Origin of the sequence: Pseudobutyrivibrio xylanivorans, from assembly GCF_008935055.1 — a bacterium.
In the GTDB taxonomy this organism is placed as follows: Bacteria; Bacillota; Clostridia; order Lachnospirales; family Lachnospiraceae; genus Pseudobutyrivibrio; species Pseudobutyrivibrio xylanivorans_A.
The window spans coordinates 2024944-2043458 of sequence record NZ_CP043028.1 but is presented as its reverse complement, the minus strand read 5'-3'; the positions used below and the strand labels follow the sequence as shown (position 1 = coordinate 2043458).

The 18515-nt window shown below is 41.0% G+C and carries 16 protein-coding genes; all 16 read left to right on the top strand.

What is annotated here, in order from left to right; translation table 11 throughout:
* Positions 1-2 precede the first annotated feature (2 nt).
* The 16 genes from pth to murA all read left to right on the top strand — a co-directional run bounded on the left by pth (position 3) and on the right by murA (position 18515).
* Positions 3-575: an aminoacyl-tRNA hydrolase gene (pth, locus tag FXF36_RS09285; protein ID WP_151623489.1), complete on the top strand. Its 573-nt coding sequence runs from the start codon at positions 3-5 to the stop codon at positions 573-575.
* A gap of 116 nt (positions 576-691) precedes the next feature.
* Positions 692-1939, top strand: a complete 1248-nt coding sequence (locus FXF36_RS09280) for an AfsR/SARP family transcriptional regulator (RefSeq protein ID WP_167511348.1) — start codon at positions 692-694, stop codon at positions 1937-1939.
* Positions 1939-2361, top strand: coding sequence for a hypothetical protein (locus FXF36_RS09275; protein ID WP_151623487.1), 423 nt, complete (start codon positions 1939-1941; stop codon positions 2359-2361). Before FXF36_RS09280 ends, FXF36_RS09275 begins: the two co-directional genes overlap by 1 nt.
* A 21-nt stretch (positions 2362-2382) precedes the next feature.
* Positions 2383-3363, top strand: a complete 981-nt coding sequence (locus tag FXF36_RS09270; protein WP_151623486.1) for a transglutaminase-like domain-containing protein — start codon at positions 2383-2385, stop codon at positions 3361-3363.
* Positions 3364-3387: 24 nt separating this feature from the next.
* Entirely contained in the window at positions 3388-4440 is a 1053-nt protein-coding gene (locus FXF36_RS09265; RefSeq protein ID WP_151623485.1) for a type II secretion system F family protein, read from the top strand.
* 1 nt (position 4441) lies between these two features.
* Positions 4442-4792, top strand: coding sequence for a hypothetical protein (locus FXF36_RS09260; RefSeq protein ID WP_151623484.1), 351 nt, complete (start codon positions 4442-4444; stop codon positions 4790-4792).
* Positions 4793-4851: 59 nt separating this feature from the next.
* Complete coding sequence (locus FXF36_RS09255; protein ID WP_151623483.1) at positions 4852-5340, top strand: DUF4860 domain-containing protein; 489 nt, start codon at positions 4852-4854, stop codon at positions 5338-5340.
* Positions 5337-5717, top strand: a complete 381-nt coding sequence (locus FXF36_RS09250) for a hypothetical protein (RefSeq protein WP_151623482.1) — start codon at positions 5337-5339, stop codon at positions 5715-5717. The genes FXF36_RS09255 and FXF36_RS09250 overlap by 4 nt, the downstream gene beginning before the upstream one ends.
* Positions 5718-5726: 9 nt before the next feature.
* Complete coding sequence (locus FXF36_RS09245) at positions 5727-6113, top strand: hypothetical protein (protein ID WP_151623481.1); 387 nt, start codon at positions 5727-5729, stop codon at positions 6111-6113.
* A 46-nt stretch (positions 6114-6159) separates the two neighbouring features.
* Positions 6160-7272: a type IV pilus twitching motility protein PilT gene (locus FXF36_RS09240; RefSeq protein WP_151623480.1), complete on the top strand. Its 1113-nt coding sequence runs from the start codon at positions 6160-6162 to the stop codon at positions 7270-7272.
* A gap of 6 nt (positions 7273-7278) precedes the next feature.
* Positions 7279-8928: a SulP family inorganic anion transporter gene (locus FXF36_RS09235; protein ID WP_151623479.1), complete on the top strand. Its 1650-nt coding sequence runs from the start codon at positions 7279-7281 to the stop codon at positions 8926-8928.
* A gap of 33 nt (positions 8929-8961) precedes the next feature.
* Positions 8962-12486, top strand: a complete 3525-nt coding sequence (mfd, locus tag FXF36_RS09230; RefSeq protein ID WP_151623478.1) for a transcription-repair coupling factor — start codon at positions 8962-8964, stop codon at positions 12484-12486.
* 77 nt (positions 12487-12563) lie between these two features.
* Positions 12564-13655, top strand: a complete 1092-nt coding sequence (locus FXF36_RS09225; protein ID WP_151623477.1) for a peptidyl-prolyl cis-trans isomerase — start codon at positions 12564-12566, stop codon at positions 13653-13655.
* 3 nt (positions 13656-13658) lie between these two features.
* Positions 13659-15404 (top strand): ABC transporter ATP-binding protein, encoded by a 1746-nt coding sequence (locus FXF36_RS09220; RefSeq protein ID WP_151623476.1) that lies wholly within the window; start codon positions 13659-13661, stop codon positions 15402-15404.
* Entirely contained in the window at positions 15404-17140 is a 1737-nt protein-coding gene (locus FXF36_RS09215; protein WP_151623475.1) for an ABC transporter ATP-binding protein, read from the top strand. Before FXF36_RS09220 ends, FXF36_RS09215 begins: the two co-directional genes overlap by 1 nt.
* A gap of 79 nt (positions 17141-17219) precedes the next feature.
* Complete coding sequence (gene murA / locus FXF36_RS09210; protein ID WP_151623474.1) at positions 17220-18515, top strand: UDP-N-acetylglucosamine 1-carboxyvinyltransferase; 1296 nt, start codon at positions 17220-17222, stop codon at positions 18513-18515.

Genomic DNA, 18515 nt, shown 5'->3' with positions numbered 1-18515 from the left:
CTATGTATTTAATTGTAGGTCTAGGTAATCCAGAGAGAAAGTATGATGGAACCAGACATAATGTAGGATTTGAGGCTATTGATGCTATCTCGAAGAAGTTTGGCATCGAGGTTAATCACAAGGAGCACAAGGGGCTCGTTGGAAAGGGGCTGATAAATGGCCACAAGGTTATTTTACTGAAACCTCAAACTTACATGAATCTTAGCGGAGAATCCGTTTATCCTATGACTGAATATTACGAGATTGACCCTACAGCGGAGATGATAGTAATCTCTGACGATGTGTCACTTTCAACAGGTAATATTCGCGTTAGAAAGAAGGGAAGCGCAGGGGGCCACAATGGCCTGAAGAATATCATTTCACTGCTTGGCACAAATGAATTTCCACGAATAAGAGTGGGAGTTGGAGAGTGTGAGCATGGTGATATGGTGAACCATGTGCTTGGCCATTATGACGCCGAGGATAGAGAGCGGGTAGACGCTTCCATGGAAAAGGTGATAGGCGCCTTAGAGCTGTTCTTGGAGGGTGATTTGGACGCTGCAATGAATAAGTATAACGTTAAGGAAATAAAGTAAACTAGATGGGCACACTTATTAGTGTGCCCGTTTTTATAACAGAATTATTTACAATAACGCTTAAAAAAATTATACTATGTAATGTAACTACGAATAGTAACAAAAAGGGATGTATAATGATGAATCAAACAATTATTATCAAAGCAAGAATGTTAGGCAATGTTGAGGTTTCATATGAGGGAAAGCCATTTACTATTGAGAGAAACAATACTACAAAGGTAAATCAGCTTTTTCAGATGCTCCTTTACTATCCAAACGGATTGGCACGTGAGCAGGTAATGTACAACCTTTTCCACAATGAAGATATTGCAGACGAGTCTAACAGCTTGAGAGCACTTGTATTCAGACTTAGGAAGGCACTTCCAAAGGTTGGATTACCTGATGAAGATTATGTACATGTAAAACGTGGTACCTATAAAATCAGCCCAAATGTGACTGTTGAGTGCGATGCGATTGAGTTTGAGAATATTGCAAAGCAGGCTTTGGCTGCTGAGGATATTAATGAGCAGCAGAAGCTATTAGAGCAGGCCTGTGAATTATATGGAGGAGATTTCCTTCCAGGACTTAGTGGCGTTGAATGGGTAGTTTCTGTTCAGGTTAAGCTCAAGAAGCTCTATGACAGATGCTTAAAGCAGCTGTTTGAGATGTACGTGCTTCAGCAGAAGTTTGATAAGCTTTACAAGGCTAGCCACAAAGCGGACAATCTTTATCCATACGACAACTGGCAGACATACGAGATGCAGGCACTTATTGAGCTTGGCAAATCAAAGGAGGCTCTCAAGTTATATGAGGATACAGAGGCTCTTATGTTTGAGGAGCTTGGTGTATCAGTTTCAGCAAGCATGACAGAACAGCTTGATAAGCTTGGTTCTCAGATTAAACATAATACAGATGTTATCAGCGAGGTAAAGAAGAATCTTGATACTTCTAAGGAGGATATCGAGGGTGCATTTAGCTGCACCTATCCTATCTTCGTTGAAAGCTACAGATATATAAAGCGAGTTATCCGCCGCTCAGGTCAGTCAGCATGGCTTATGCTTTGCACAATCACTGATGGTAAGGGCTTCGCTCTTAATGATTCGGATCGTCTCAGCCTACTTTCAGATGAGCTTTCTGAGGCTATCAGAACTTCAGCCCGTGGCGGAGATATGTATGCAAGATATTCAAACAACCAGTTTGTAGTACTTCTTCTTGATATTACTCAGGAGGATTGCGTGCTTGTTCAGGCCAGAATTAATGAAAACCTTAGCAAGGAATCAAGAAAGCGCTACATTAAATATCATCTTGCACCAGTTAATCTTGCAAGTGCAGGAACAGATAACGATACTGATGAGCTTCAGGACATTGTAAGGGGTGAGGAATAATGCCAGTTTCAGACAGAATGAAAAGAACCCCTAATTGTGTTGGGGTATGTATCGACGAGGTGAAGAAGGGCTTCAGGGGCAGAGTTTACAACTGCTTTTCCAAGGAGCCTCAGGAATTCAATGATGTTCCACAGCTGTTTTACATAGTAGACAGTATTATGGATGCCTTGAATTTCCCAGCACTCAAGACTAAAAACAGACAGTTCAAGAAAACTGCCAGAGCTTTTGAAACAGTGGATATAGATGTTGAGAATCAGCTTCAGGATGCGGAAAGTCTCATACCTGAGGATGAGGAAGAAGGCTTTGTGCTTATGGTTACAGGCCGCGACAATGCCACCTGGCAGGGACTATTATATGATAAAAAGAAAGACGTTGAATCTAAATTCAACAGTGAGGTAGAGCTTATAAATCTATTGAAATAAAAGGGACAGTGGAGGAAGCAAGTGAACAAATACAAGTATTTGCTTTCACTGATTGTTCTGAGTATAAGCCTTTTGGCCTGTGGAGCCAGTTCTAATAACACAGAGGTTGCCTTTGAGAAGAGCAGTGCTGCTAAAACTACCACTAGCGCAAGTACAAGCACTAGTGAGTCAGGTGGAGGCGGTGCTCGCGATAACTCTATAAAGGTGCTGAAGCCGGAAGCCAGCGGAACCAAGGTGGATGGAAATGATGATGCCACCATTGATTCCAGCAATGCAGCTGACGGCTACGTAATGGTAAAGTATACCGGTTCTGCGGCTAAGGTTAGAATGCTAATAGAGACACCAGCAGGGAATACATACAATTATCTGATGGCACTAGATGGCAATTATGATGTCTATCCGCTATCGGAAGGAAGCGGCACTTACAAAATTGGTGTTTACGAGAACCTACACGACGACCAGTATGCAGCAGCATTTACTCAGTCAGTGAATGTAACCCTGAAAGATGAATATAGTATGTTCCTTTATCCGAATGCATATGTGGATTTTAATTCAGGCTCTAATGCGGTGAAAAAGGGGCAGGAGCTGGCGAGCAGTGCAACTACGGATCTTGAGGTGGTGCAAAATGTTTACCACTACATAATCGAGAATGTTGAGTACGATTATGACAAGGCGGAGACGGTGCAATCTGGCTACATTCCAACTGTGGATGAGACCTTATCCACAGGAAAGGGAATTTGTTTTGATTACGCATCACTGATGGGCGCAATGCTTAGGAGCCAGGGCATACCAACCAGACTTGAGATTGGTTATGCAGGCACGGAGTATCATGCGTGGATTTCTGTGTACATCAAGGATCAGGGCTGGATTGATGATGTGATTCAGTTTGATGGTTCAAAGTGGACGCTAATGGATCCGACACTAGGATCCTATGCTAAGACCAGCATAATAAAGAAATATCGTGAAGATGCAGGTTACTATCAATTGAAGTATAAATACTGATTATGTACTAAAAAAGGTGGAACTATGAGCGATAAATCTAGAAAAAAACTTACGGCAGAAGAGCTATATGCTTTTTCTGACGAAATGGGAATGATGATTACCAGTGGTGTTTCTGCGATTCAGGGCCTTACCATGATGATAGATGAATCTGAGGGTGGCGAGGAAAAAGAGCTTCTCACAGAGATGGAAAGGGTTGTTGGAGAAACTGGTTCTCTTTCAAAAGCAATAGACACAGCAGGAGTATTTCCTGATTATTTTGTTGAAATGGCAAAAATGGGTGAGCAGACCGGTAAAATGGATGCTGTTCTTACTAATCTTGCGGCTCATTATTCAAGAGAAATGGCCATTAGCAACGCAATTCGAAGTGCGGTAACATATCCTTTGATGATGGTTGCAATGATGTTTGTAATTATCATCGTATTGGTTACCGAAATTATGCCTGTTTTCGACAGGGTCTTTAAACAGCTTGGAGGCACGATGGACGGCCTTTCTGCTGGATTTCTTTCAGTGGGCAAATTCATGAAGTCAAACGGTGTGATTTTGCTTATTATACTTTTTGCACTTGTTATTTATCTCATTATTTTAAACAAAAGTACATGGGGCAAGAACCACAGAAATGTGCTCTTATACAAGAGCCCAAGGTTTAAGTCTATTCATTCAAAGATTGCTACAAGTCGTTTTGCATCTGCAATGGCAATGACTCTTTCAAGTGGTATGGATGTAATGCAGTCCCTTGATGTAAGTGGACGAATAGTTGAAGCGCCAGAGTTTGAGCAGAAGGTGGAGAAATGTAAGGATTCCTTCGCAGAGACGATGGATATAGGAAAGGCATTTTCTATGTCAGGAATCTTTGGTGGTTTGTATGGAAAGATGGCTATTCTTGGAGCAAAAACCGGTAATATGGAAAACGTACTGGAGAAGGTGGCAACAACCTATCAGGAGGAGGCCGATGAAGAGATTAACGACCTTATTGCTATTGTGGAGCCAACACTTGTAATTATTCTGTCGGTTGTTGTTGGAATTATCCTTCTTTCAGTTATGTTACCGTTGTTAAACATTATGTCGGGGATGATTTAGTATGGCGAAAACTCGATTTGGAAGTCTGGATGGCATCCATGAGATTAGAAAAAAAACGGTTGGTTCCACAACGTTAATATCAGTGGGACTGTTTACAATCGTATTTATATTGTTTTTGCTTGCTGTTTCAAAGACTACCTCAGGAACTGTAAATGAGCAGAGCGATAACCTGAGGGAAGCTGTGGACAGAGCTATTGTCCAGTGTTATGTAACAGAGGGCAGATATCCTGAAAGCTTTGAATACCTTAAAAAGAATTATGGAATTATCTATGATGACGAGCTTTTCAGGGTGGATTATGTGATTTATGGCTCGAATATGAAGCCGGATGTAACGATTATCAGGCTGAAATAATTAGGTGTGACTTTTAGGAGTTGGATTGTAAGGAGCCAGTGGCTTCGGGGGATGTAAGAGTGAGTATAAACAAGGGGCGAGTTAGAAAACATAATATTGATATCATGTTTCTAATGGTATTGTTCTTGATATTCACATTTTCAGCTGTGAGTGTTCTTTTGATGGCTGTAAATTCCTATAAATCGGTGGTACACGCAAATGAAGAAAATGCAAATGCCAGAACGGCTATAGCATACGTGCGAGAGAAGGTAAGACAGCATGACTCAGCTTCAGCTGTTGGCCTTACTGTGCTGGATGGATGCGATGCTATAAAGCTTTCGGAGGAGAACGACACAGCTCTTTATATCTATTGGTATGAGGGCTATCTGATGGAACTGACGGTGAAGGAAGGCGCCAGTGTTACCGCAGATTTTGGAAATAAGATAATGGAAATCAGTGAAATGGAAATTAGTTGCGAGAACAATCAACTAATCAGAATTAACGTTGAGGATTCCTCAGGAAACAGCGAGCATGTGCTGATTGGTGTGAAGTCAGGAGGTGGCCTATGAAACAGAGAAACAATGGGTCACGTATATTCATGACCGAGCTTATGTTTTCGATTCTGTTCTTTATATTGGTTTCTGCGGTGTGTGTGCAGTGTTTTGCAACGGCGTATGCCAGAAGCAAGGATGCAAAGGAACTGACACAGGCGGTAAATATAGCAACAAACGCAGCAGAGGAATATACTGTATCAAGCTATTTTGAAGGCTTTACAGACTATTATGACGAGGACTGGGAGCAGGTTACAGAAAATGGAGTTTATAAGGCCACTGCTGTGGTGACGGAACCTGAAAAGAAAGGCGATTGCCAGTCTATGAGAGTGGTTGTATCCACAATGGAAGATGAGGAAATATATTCTCTTGTGGTGGAAAAGGCGTTGCACTAGGAGTGACAGATGGTAGCAATTAACGAAGAAAGCATGAATCGACCTAAGCGTGAGTCGAGAACAATTGTAAATATTGGAACGTCCCTTATGGTTGTAATCCTGATAGGGCTTGCTTTTGCTGTCATTGCGGCATTATCTGTATCTTCCAGCCACAACAATTTCAGTCTAAGCTCTAAGCTTGCTGACCATACCAGCGAGTATTATGTAGCATCAAATCAGGCTTATGAGATTATTGCAGAATCAGATTGGAAGGATCAGGAATTCACTGTAGATGTCAATGAAAATCAGATTTTAAATGTGAAAGTGAAGGATAGAGAAATTGTCTGTTGGAAGGTTGAAAATATAAGCAATTGGGAGGCAGAAAGTACACAGCCTGTTATTACTTTAGATGATTAGACATAGGGGAGTTTCAGATTGAGAGTTGACTGAAAAAGGAGGAGTTATGGCTACAGACATCGTAAGTTATTTGACAGATGCAGTTAAGAAATATAAGGCTTCAGATGTGTTTATTATCACAGGTCGTGAGGTCTCTTTCCGCGTAAATGATTTGGTTATGACCAGATCTGAGTTGGAGGCTACTTATGGTGAAGGTGAAAGATCGGAGCCTGACGATGGCCCTGTTATGCCAGCAAAAGCTGAGGAACTGGTAAAGCAGATATATGAGTTGGCTCATCGTAATATTGAGCATTACCATGAGAGCGGTGATGATGATTTCTCCTTTGCAATAAAAGATGTATCCCGCTTCAGAGTAAATGCCTTTAAACAAAGAGGTACTTATGCAGCAGTTGTACGTATTATTACATTTTCTCTTCCAGATTACAGGCAGCTTGGCATACCTGAGTCTGTTATCAATTTGGCAGGGGAATCAAAGGGTCTGGTGCTTGTTACAGGACCTGCTGGAAGTGGAAAGTCTACTACTTTGTCCTGCGTAGTAGATAAAATTAATAAGAATTATAACAAACATATTATTACGCTTGAGGATCCTGTGGAGTATCTTCATAGGCACAGCAAATCAATTGTGTCACAGCGTGAAATTCATTTGGATACAGAAAATTATGTAACTGCCCTTCGTGCATCGCTTCGTCAAAGCCCTGATGTAATTCTTTTGGGAGAAATGCGTGATGCGGAGACAATTTCGGTTGCTATGACAGCAGCAGAGACAGGACATCTTATTTTATCAACACTTCATACTATTGGTGCGGCCAATACAATCGACCGTATTATCGATGTGTTCCCATCAGAGCAGCAGCATCAGATTGCGCTGCAGCTTTCTATGGTAATAAAGGCTGTAGTTTCACAGCAGCTTGTTCCTGCAATCGATGGTACTTTGGTGCCAGCATTTGAGGTGATGACGGTCACACCTGCTATCAGAAATATGATTAGAGAAAACAAAGTGCCACAAATTGAGGGCGTAATCTACTCAAGTGACACAGAAGATATGGTTTCTATGGATTCTAGTCTTTACAAATTGGTACAATCGGGTAAAATTACCAAGGACACTGCATTGGAATATGCAGTTAATGCAGAGATGTTAGGAAGAAGATTAGGAGTGTAGACTAAAATGGAACAATTTAAACCTATGCTGTTCTCCTGTATGAAAAAATACAGTAAAGAACAGTTTGTAAAAGATGTGGTTTCAGGAATTATTGTGGCAATCATTGCATTGCCACTTTCTATTGCCTTGGCTTTGGCATCAGGCGTAGGCCCAGAGCCAGGACTTTACACAGCAATCGTTGCTGGATTTCTGATTTCATTCTTTGGTGGTAGTACAGTTCAGATTGCCGGACCAACAGCGGCATTTGCTACAATCGTTGCCGGAATCATTGCAAAAGACGGCATGGATGGACTTATTATCGCAACTATTATGGCTGGTATTATCCTTATTATTTTAGGACTCGTTAAGGCTGGTGCACTTATCAAGTTCATCCCTTACACTATTACAACAGGATTTACAGCCGGTATCGCAGTTACAATTCTCATTGGACAGTTTAAGGATTTCTTTGGAATGGACTTTCACGGCGAGAAGCCAATTGAGACAATGGATAAGCTAAAGCTTTTCTTTGTAAATATCGATACAATCAACTGGCAAGCAGTACTTGTTGGTGTGGTTTGTCTTGCAGTACTTATTATTTGGCCTAAGTTTTTCTCAAAGGTTCCTGCTTCTATTATTGCAGTTTTTGTTGGAATTCTTATGGTTCAGGGACTTAAGCTTAATGTAAACACAATCGGAACTCTTTACCCAGATTTGAAGGCAGGTTTGCCAAGTATTTCGGTTCCTCATTTTTCACTTAAGGTGATTAGAAATGAAATGCCAAATGCATTTACAATCGCAATTTTGGCTGCTATTGAGTCGTTGCTTTCAGCCGTAGTTGCTGATGGTATGGTAAACAGCAAGCACAGAAGTAATCAGGAGCTTATTGGTCAGGGTATCGGAAATATCGGTTCTGTTCTTTTCGGCGGTATTCCAGCAACTGGAGCTATCGCAAGAACAGCTGCAAATATTAAGAATGGTGGTCGTACACCAATCGCAGGCATGGTTCATTCAATTACATTACTTGTTATTCTTGTAGTGCTTATGCCTTATGCTAAGTTCATACCAATGCCATGTATTGCAGCTATTCTTTTCCAGGTTGCTTACAACATGTGCCAGTGGAGACCTTTCGTAAGACTAGTTAAGTATGCGCCAAAGTCTGATATAATCGTACTTGTGCTTACATTCGTACTCACAGTAGTATTTGATCTTGTTGTAGCTATTGAGTGGGGTATGATTGTTGCATGTATCCTCTTCATCAAGAGAATGAGCGAAGAGACACATGTCAGTGGTTGGACATACCAGAGTGACGAGGAGGAGTTCGTAGATGATCTTCGCCCTGTTGCAAAGGAAATTCGAGTATTCGAGATTACAGGACCGCTTTTCTTTGGTGTATCTGATGCTCTTGCAGAAAGTATTGATGTAAAGGATTATACAAAAGTACTTATCATGAGAATGCGTTCTGTACCTGCAATTGATGTTACAGCTCTTCGTGCACTTAGAGATTTAGTAGAGCGTGCACAGAAGAAGGGTGTTACTGTGGTATTCTCGCACGTTAATGAGCAGCCTAGACACATGATGGAGAAGGCTGACTTTATTAAAATCGTAGGCGAAGAAAACTTCCAGCCAAACATTGACGCTGCAATCGAAAGAGCAGAAGCAATCGCATGGTTGAAATAAAATTCCAAGAAATTAAAGTTAGGTTCAATTTTTATGAAAGCATTTTTAGAGCCATTTGAATCACTTACAGCAGTAGAGTCTCTTAGAGAGGCTCTACTTAAATATGGAAAGATATATGATATTACAGGGTGCGCTGATAAGGCGCACCTTATTTATGGTATTGGTCATGATGTGAAATATAAACTGATTGTCACAAGTGATGAGCTTAAGGCACGAGAGCTATACGAAGAGTACCGTTTCTTTGACAATGATGTTGTGTATTTCCCTGCAAAGGATTTCCTGTTTTATCAGTCTGATATAAGAGGAAATGCTTTGACTCGTGAGCGAATGCAGGCAATTGAGGCAGTTATCAGCAACAGTGCCTGCACAGTTATCACAACCATAGATGCGCTGATGAATAAGCTTCCAGCACTTTCATATTTTGAGGAAGGTGTGGTTGCCGTTTCAGATACTGATACGGTGGAGCTAGAAGCTCTGCGCAGGAAGCTTGTGGCAATGGGCTATGAAAATGTGGGAACTTGCGAGCATCCGGGTGAGTTTGCAGTGCGAGGCGGCATTATAGATGTATATCCACTGACAGCTGAATTACCAGTTCGAATAGAGCTTTGGGGTGATGAGGTGGACAGCATTCGCTCCTATGATCCGACGAATCAGAAGTCTATAGAAAATATAAATTCAGTTTTAATTTTTCCGGCAGTTGAGCTTATATTAAGTGCTGAAGAGATTGATGCAGGTCTGGCAAAAATCGAAAAGGAGCGAGATCTGCGCTATGAGGCATATAGAAAGGAGATGAAAACCGAAGAGGCTTATCATCTCAAAACTTATGCTGACAGGGTAATCGAGGAGACAAGAGAGTGGGGATTAAGTCAGGAGCTTGAGACCAACCTTACCTATTTTTGTGATAAGCTGGGTTCTTTTGCTGATTTTATGCCAAAGGGCACCTATGTATTTATTGATGAGGTTCAAAAGGTAATTAATAAGGCAGAGGTCACAGAGACTGAGTTCGCTGATGCCATGACAAGACGTGTAGAGGCTGGCTATATGCTGAAGGGGCAGATGGAAATGCTCTATGGCGTAGCAGAAGTCTTTGGAAAGTTGGAGAGATTTCCTATTACACTGATGTCCGTACTTGATGCCAAGAATAAGCTGCTTAAGTCGGCAGATCATTTCAGTATAGCTGTTCAGGGGGTGAATGCGTATAATGGCAGCTTCGAGCTTTTGACCAAGGAGCTTCTCCAGTATAAGAAGCGTAAATATAAGGTACTTTTGGTAACAAGCTCTGCAACAAAGGGACAGAGACTTGCAGAGGACCTTTTGGATGAGGGCTTGAATGCATATTTCACGACCGATTTGGATCACAGGATTAATCCTGGTGAGACAATGATATGCCAGGGAAATATTAAAAGAGGCTTTGATTATCCTGATTCTGCCTTTGTAATGCTGTCTGACGGTGATATATTCGGTCATGTAAGAAAGAAGAAAAAGCGTGTCAAAAAGTATGAGGGTGAGAGTATATCTTCCTTCTCAGATTTACATGTCGGAGATTATGTGGTTCATGAGAATTACGGCTTGGGTGTCTATAAGGGTACCGAGCAGATGGAGCTAGACCGTGTAATTCGAGATTATATTAAGATTGAGTACGCAAAGGGCAGTAATCTCTATGTGCTTACTAGTCAGCTTGATCAGATTCAGAAATACTCAGGACCTGATGGAAAGAAGCCAAAGCTAAATTCCTTGGGGGCAGGAACTCAGGAGTGGGCAAGAACAAAACAGAAGGTTCAGTCGGCAGTTGGTGTAGTTGCAAAGGAGTTAGTTGATTTATATGCCCTCCGACAGAACACTGATGGATTTGTATATGGGCCTGACACAATATGGCAGAAGGAATTCGAAGAAAGCTTCCCTTATGAGGAAACAGAGGGGCAACTTTCTGCAATTGATGCGGTAAAATCAGACATGCAGTCCACTAAGATAATGGATAGACTTATCTGCGGAGATGTTGGATTTGGCAAGACTGAGGTGGCTATGAGGGCTGCTTTTAAGGCTGTTCAGGAGGGAAAACAGGTAGCATATCTGGTTCCAACCACCATATTAGCTCAGCAGCATTACAATAATTTCGTTCAGAGAATGGGTGGCTATCCAGTAAATATTGGTCTTTTATGTCGTTTTAGAAGTGCCGCAGAGCAGAAAAAGACAATCCAGGATTTGAAAAATGGTATGTGTGATATCGTAATCGGTACTCACAGATTGCTTTCAAAAGACGTGGAATTCAAGGATTTAGGCCTACTTATTATAGATGAAGAGCAGCGATTTGGTGTAAATCATAAGGAACGTATCAAGCAGATGAAGAAGACAGTTGATGTCCTTTCGCTATCTGCTACCCCTATTCCTCGAACTCTTCATATGTCACTGGTTGGAATACGTGATATGAGTGTGTTGGACGAGGCTCCAATGGAGAGAACCCCTATTCAAACATTTGTATTTGAATACAACTCAGAGATGGTTAGAGAGGCAATTGTACGCGAAATGGCACGTGATGGGCAGGTTTATTACGTGTTTAACAGGGTGCGTGGTATTCAGGATATGGCGGCAGAGATTGAGAAGTTGGTTCCCAAATCAACTGTTGGCTATATTCATGGCCAAATGACTGAGGCAAAGGTTGAGGATGTGATGATGCAATTCATCAATCACGAAATCGATGTTCTTGTAGCGACGACTATCATAGAGATTGGACTGGACATTTCAAATGTTAATACTATTATCATCCATGATTCGGATAACATGGGACTTTCTCAGCTGTATCAGCTGAGGGGACGAGTTGGCCGAAGCAACAGAACAGCCTATGCTTTTCTTATGTATAAGCAGGATAAAATGCTTAAGGAGGTGGCTGAGAAGCGCCTGGCTGCCATAAAGGAATTTACTGATTTGGGTAGCGGCTTTAAGATTGCTATGCGAGATTTGGAAATACGAGGAGCGGGCAATCTGCTTGGTGTTGAGCAACATGGAAACATGACTGCGGTAGGCTACGATCTATACTGCAAGATGCTTAATGAGGCGGTAAAGAAGGAGAAGGGTGAAATAAAAGAAGATACCTTCAATACTTCTGTGGATATCAATATAGAGGCTTATCTTCCTGATACCTATGTATCAAATGAGGAGCAGCGAATCGATATTTACAAGCGAATTGCAGCTATTGATTCTGAGGAAGCAAGGGATGATATGCTTGACGAGCTTGTTGATAGATTTGGTGAGCCTAAGCGATGTGTTCAGAATCTTCTTTGGGTGGCAATGCTTAGGGTTAAGGCACATGATGCTTATGTTTCGGCAATCGAGCAGAAGGGTGATATCATCAGGATTGTGATGTTTGAGAAGGCAAAGATTGATGTGGCACAGATTCCAGCATTATTAGAGCGGAATAATCCACATATTACCTTTGCTGCGGACCCTAAAAATCCTGCGTTTGTCTTTAACACTAAGGCTAATACTAGGATAAAACCTAATGAGGTTTATGAGTATTTAGAAGATTTTCTTTTAGACTTGAAGAGTCTCAAAGTTGAATAACAGCGAATAATTAACTATAATTAAAAGGCTTGAAAAAATATGGGGTGGGTTGCTACCCAGGAGGAAGTAGATAAATAATGAAAAATGCAAAATTAAGAGCCGCAGGCCTTGCAGCACTTTCAGCTGCAGTTATATTTACAGGTTGCGGAAAAGTGAATCCTAATGAGACATTAGTAAAAATTAAGAATGGAGATGCTTCTGAGACAATTAGCCTTGGATATGCTAATTTTGCTGCAAGATATCAGCAGTCCATGTATGACCAGTATCTTCTTTCATATTACGGAGAAGGAATGTGGCAGTCTGATATGACTGGTTCAGGCTCAACACTTGAGCAGGAGACAAAGGATGAGGTTCTTAATCAGCTTGAGGAGTATTATTTAGCAAAGGCTCACGCATCTGATTACAGCATCAGTCTCACAGACGAGCAGACAAAGGCAATTGAGGAAGCAGCTGCTAAGTTTATGACAGACAATTCACAGGAAACTCTTGACCAGATGGGTGCAACAGAGGCGATTGTAAAGCAGTACCTTGAGGATAGAACCTACTATTCACTTGTTAGTGCTGCAGCAAAGGAAGCTGCCGGTGCAGATATTAAAGATGATGATTGTTGGATGCGTTCTTTCACATATGTACTATTTGATACAAATGGCAAGAAGGATGATGATGGAAACTTAGTTGAATATACAGACGAGGAGCTTACAAATCTCAAGGCACAGGCAAAGAGTCTTTCTACATCAGAAGACTTTGATGGTGATGTTGAGAAGCTTGGATTATCAACATCTTCATACTCATATCTCAAAGGTGAGACAGAAGACAGCACAATGGATATGAGCATTATCAATGCTGCTGAGGCACTTAAGGAAGGTGAGATTTCATCTGTTATTCAGGTTGATGGTGCAGGTTATTATGTACTCAGACTTGATAAGGATCACGATACAGATGCTTCTGATAACAAGAAGGAATCCCTTGAGTCAGATGCTTTCAACACATTGATGGATTCTTGGAAGGAAGCTATCACATGGACTGTTGATGAGAAGGTTTGGGAAAAGGTTAAGTTTGATTCATTATTTAAGGCTGTAGAGAAGGAAGAAGCTTCAGAGGAAACTGAGTCTACTACAGAAGAGACTGAAAGCACTGAGGAATCAGCTGAGGACTCAGACCAGGATTAATTTATGAGTTTTATAATTGGATATGTAAAGAAATACAGATTCAGAGCAATATTAGCCCCACTATTCAAAATGTTAGAGGCGATATTTGAGCTTTTGGTTCCCCTTGTTATGGCAGCAATCATCAACAAGGGAATCGGAAATTCAGATACCCACTACATCATTAGGATGAGTGGGGTTTTGTTGTTCTTGGCGGTGGTTGGGCTTGTGTTTTCCATCACAGCTCAGTTTTTTAGTGCCTATGTGGCTGTTTATTCTGCAGCTGAAATTAGACGAGATTTATTTGCAAAGATTTTATCGCTGTCTCATGGCATGAAAGAAAAGGTTGGTGAGGAGGTGCTTACCACTCGAATCACCAACGATATTAACCAGATACAAAATGGAATAAATATGGTGCTGAGGCTATTCTTGCGCTCTCCTTTTATCGTTGTTGGTGCAACAATTATGGCATTTATTGTAGATATTAAATCTGCATTAACTTTTATAATTGTAGTAGCATTGCTGTCAATTATTGTGTATGTAATCATGAAATACACTCTTCCAAGATATAAAACCATTGCAGCAAAGCTTGAAAGAGTGCTACATGCAACTTCAGAAAACCTTGAAGGTGCAAGAGTCTTGAGAGCATTTTGTCAGGTTGAAAACGAAAAGACAGAATTTGATGAAAAAACAGGTGAACTGGCGAGAATGCAAATCGGTACCGGAAGGGTATCTGCACTGCTTAATCCAGTGACCTATGTGGTTGTAAATATCGGTATTGTAAGCCTGATTTATGTTGCAATGAGAAGAGTGGATGAAGGTTTTATTCTTCAGGGTGATGTGGTGGCTCTTGTAAATTATATGGGTCAGATACTTATAGAACTCATAAAACTTGCTAATCTTATTGTGCTTTTATTGAAGGCCTATCCATCTGCAATCCGTGTTCAGGAAATAATGGAGATGAAATCTGACGAAAGATGTCAGGAGAAGCTTGCTGAGGGAGAGCTAATTATTGGTGGTTCCCATCAGCTTGGAGCCCTTTCAGTTAAGAATGTTTCATTCAGCTATAATGGCGGCAGTGAATATGACCTGGAGGATATTAGTCTTGAAATACCTGCAGGCTCAACACTTGGAGTTATTGGTGGTACAGGTTCAGGAAAGAGCACTTTGATTAAGCTTTTAAATCATACGTATGATGTTACTAAGGGCGTAATCGAACTGGATGGTCAGGATATAAGTAAGCTTGAAGATGGGCATTTGGCATGGAAGTTTGGTATTGTTCCACAGCATGCGTCACTATTTCATGGCACAGTACGAAGTAATCTTTCGATGAAGCAAAGGGAAGCAACAGATGATGAAATTAAATCTGCGTTAAAGAGCGCTCAAGCGCTGGATTTTGTAGAGGCAAAGGAAGGCGGTATTGATGCAGAGGTTGTTGGAAAGGGAAGCAATTTTTCCGGCGGTCAGCGTCAAAGACTTACTATAGCAAGAGCTCTAATGGGAAAACCTGAAATCCTCATGTTGGATGATTCAGCTTCAGCGTTGGATCTTGCTACAGAATCAAAACTTCGCAAAGCATTAAACGAGCTAGATTGGAATCCAACTACTATCATAGTGTCCCAGAGAGCGTCGTCTGTTAAAGATGCAGATCAGATTATAGTTTTGGACGATGGAAAATGCGTAGGACTTGGAACTCATGAGGAACTCCTTGATACTTGCGAAACATATCAGGAAATATATTACTGCCAGTTTCCTAGAGAGGAGGCTAACTAATGAAAAACAAGCCTCAATCTAAAGTGTTAAATCGTATTTTAATAGAATTAAGAGCATATAAAATACAGATCATTGCGTCTGTTTTATGTGCTCTAGCTACCGTGATTCTTACCTTAAGAATTCCTATTCTTACAGGTCAGGCGGTAGATTGTATTGTTAGTAAAGGGGTTATAGATTACACAAGACTTTTATCAGTCCTTAAAGAGATATCTATCACTGTTGTAGCTACATTCTTTACCCAGTGGATAATGAACAGGGTAAATAATCGAATTACCTATACTATTACCAAGGATTTGCGTGATAGATCATTTTCAAAGCTTCAGCACATAAAACTTGCTGAAATTGACAGCCATCCACACGGAGATTTTGTCAGCCGAATAGTTTCGGATGCTGATACATTTTCAGACGGATTGTTGATGGGATTTACACAGTTATTTACAGGAGTGCTTACTATCCTCGGAACTATCTATTTCATGATGATTATTTCATGGAAGATAGCGCTAATTGTCATAATTGCTACACCATTTTCATTGCTTTTGGCCAAGTTCATTTCAGAGAGAACATACAAATTTTTTGGAGAACAGGCAAAGCTTAGAGGTGCTGAAACTTCATATATTGAAGAAATTATTGTAAACAAGAATATCGTTAGAAATAATGATTTTGATACATATGCCCTGGACAATTTCGAAACAATGAATGATAGGCTTGCAGATGCTTCTATGAAGGCAACCTTTTATTCGTCAACGGTCAATCCAAGCACGAGACTTGTTAACAATATTATCTATGCTGCTGTAGGTGTGTTTGGTGCTTTAATGGCGCTTTCTGGTGGAATTACAGTTGGTGGACTTACAAGCTTTTTGTCATACGCAAGTTCATATGGTAAGCCTTTTAACGAAATTTCTGGAGTTGTTACTGAATTTCAGAATGCTATTGCTTGTGCGGCAAGATTATTCGAAATAATTGATGCTGAGGTAGAAGTAGACGATGGTAATGCTGTTATCGATGGTGCTAGGGGAGCTATCGAGTTCAAGGATGTTTTTTTCTCCTATGATAAGGAAAAGAAGCTTATTGAACATTTGAATTTGAAGGTTGAGCCTGGACAGCGAGTTGCCATTGTTGGTCCTACAGGTGCTGGAAAGAGTACAATTATCAATCTTTTGATGAGATTTTATGATGTAGATGCCGGACAGATTTTGATTGATGGAACAGATATCAGGGATATTGATATCAGCAATTTGAGAAGCAATTTCGGCATGGTGCTTCAGGAGACCTGGTTGAAAAATGCCTCTGTTAAAGACAATCTAAGAATGGCAAGCCCTAATGCTACTGATGAGGAAATAATTGCTGCGGCTAAGGCTACACGAGCTCACAGCTTTATAAAGAGAATGCCATATGGCTATGATACAATTCTTTCTACAGATAACGGGGCAATATCTCAGGGACAGATGCAGTTGCTTTGCATTACAAGAGTTATGCTGAATATACCTCCAATGTTGATTTTGGATGAGGCTACATCTTCTATTGATACTAGAACTGAACAGAAGATTCAGGCAGCCTTTAACAAAATGATGGAAGGAAGAACTACATTTGTTGTTGCTCACAGACTATCAACAATTCGCGAAGCTGACGTGATTTTGTTCGTCAAAGATGGTCAGATTGTGGAGCAGGGTAATCACAGAGAATTGTTGCAGAAAGACGGCTTTTATGCTAAATTATATCGGAGTCAAATCGAATAGGGATTACTGCGCCTTTTTTACGATTTTGATATGATTCAGAATTCAGAAATTATAGAGATAGAGAATTGTAGGAGACAAAATGGAACAGTATGTAATAAAAGGTGGCACTGCGCTTGAAGGCGAAGTTGAAATCAGCGGCGCTAAAAATGCAGCACTTGGTATTTTGGCCGGTGCCATAATGACAGACGAGACTGTTACAATTGAAAATCTGCCAAATGTAAAAGATATAAATGTACTTATCGGAGCAATCGAGGATATCGGAGCTTCAGTTAATCGAATCGATGAGCACACAGTTAAGATTAATGGCTCAAGCATTTCCAGACTTTCAGTAGATTATGAATACATTAAGAAGATTCGAGCTTCATATTATTTGATGGGAGCACTTCTCGGAAAGTATAAGAGCGCTGAGGTTGCTCTTCCTGGTGGATGTCTTATCGGTTCACGTCCAATCGATTTACATGTAAAGGGACTCAAGGCCCTTGGAGCAAATGTTGATGTCAGCTATGGCCTTTGGTCAGCACGCGCAGATAGACTTGCTGGAAACCACATTTATCTTGATAAGGTTTCAGTTGGTGCTACAATCAACATCATGCTTGCAGCTGTTCTTGCCGAGGGTAAGACAACAATCGAGAATGCTGCTAAGGAGCCACATGTTGTTGATGTTGCTTCATTCCTTAACAGTATGGGAGCAAACATCCGCGGCGCTGGTACAGATGTGATTCGTATCGTAGGTGTTTCAGCACTTCATGGCACTACTTATGCAGTTATTCCAGATCAGATTGAGGCTGGTACATATATGTGTGCAGCAGCAGCAACACACGGCGATGTTCTTGTAAAGAATGTTATTCCTAAGCACTTGGAGGCTACTTCAGCCAAGCTTATGGAGGCTGGATGTGTGATTGAGGAATATGACGATGCTGTAAGAGTCATTGCAAAGGGAAGAAAGCTCACAAAGACACATGTTACTACACTTCCTTATCCAGGCTTTCCTACAGATATGCAGCCTGAGATGACAGCAGTGCTTGCTATAGCTGATGGAACTAGCACTGTTACAGAGTCAATCTTTGAAAACCGTTTTAAGTATGTTGATGAGCTTGCCCGCATGGGAGCAAACATCAAGGTTGAAAGCACTGTAGCAATTGTTACTGGTGTTGAGAGATATACAGGTGCTCAGGTTTGTGCACCAGACCTTCGTGCAGGCGCAGCACTTATTATTGCTGGACTTGCAGCTGATGGATTTACAGTGATTGATGATATCAAGTATATTCAGCGTGGATACGAGGACATTGTTGGAAAGTTTGCAAAGCTTGGTGCTGATATTGCGGAAGTAGATTCAGAGCATGATTTGCAGAAATTTAAATTAAAGGTAAGCTAA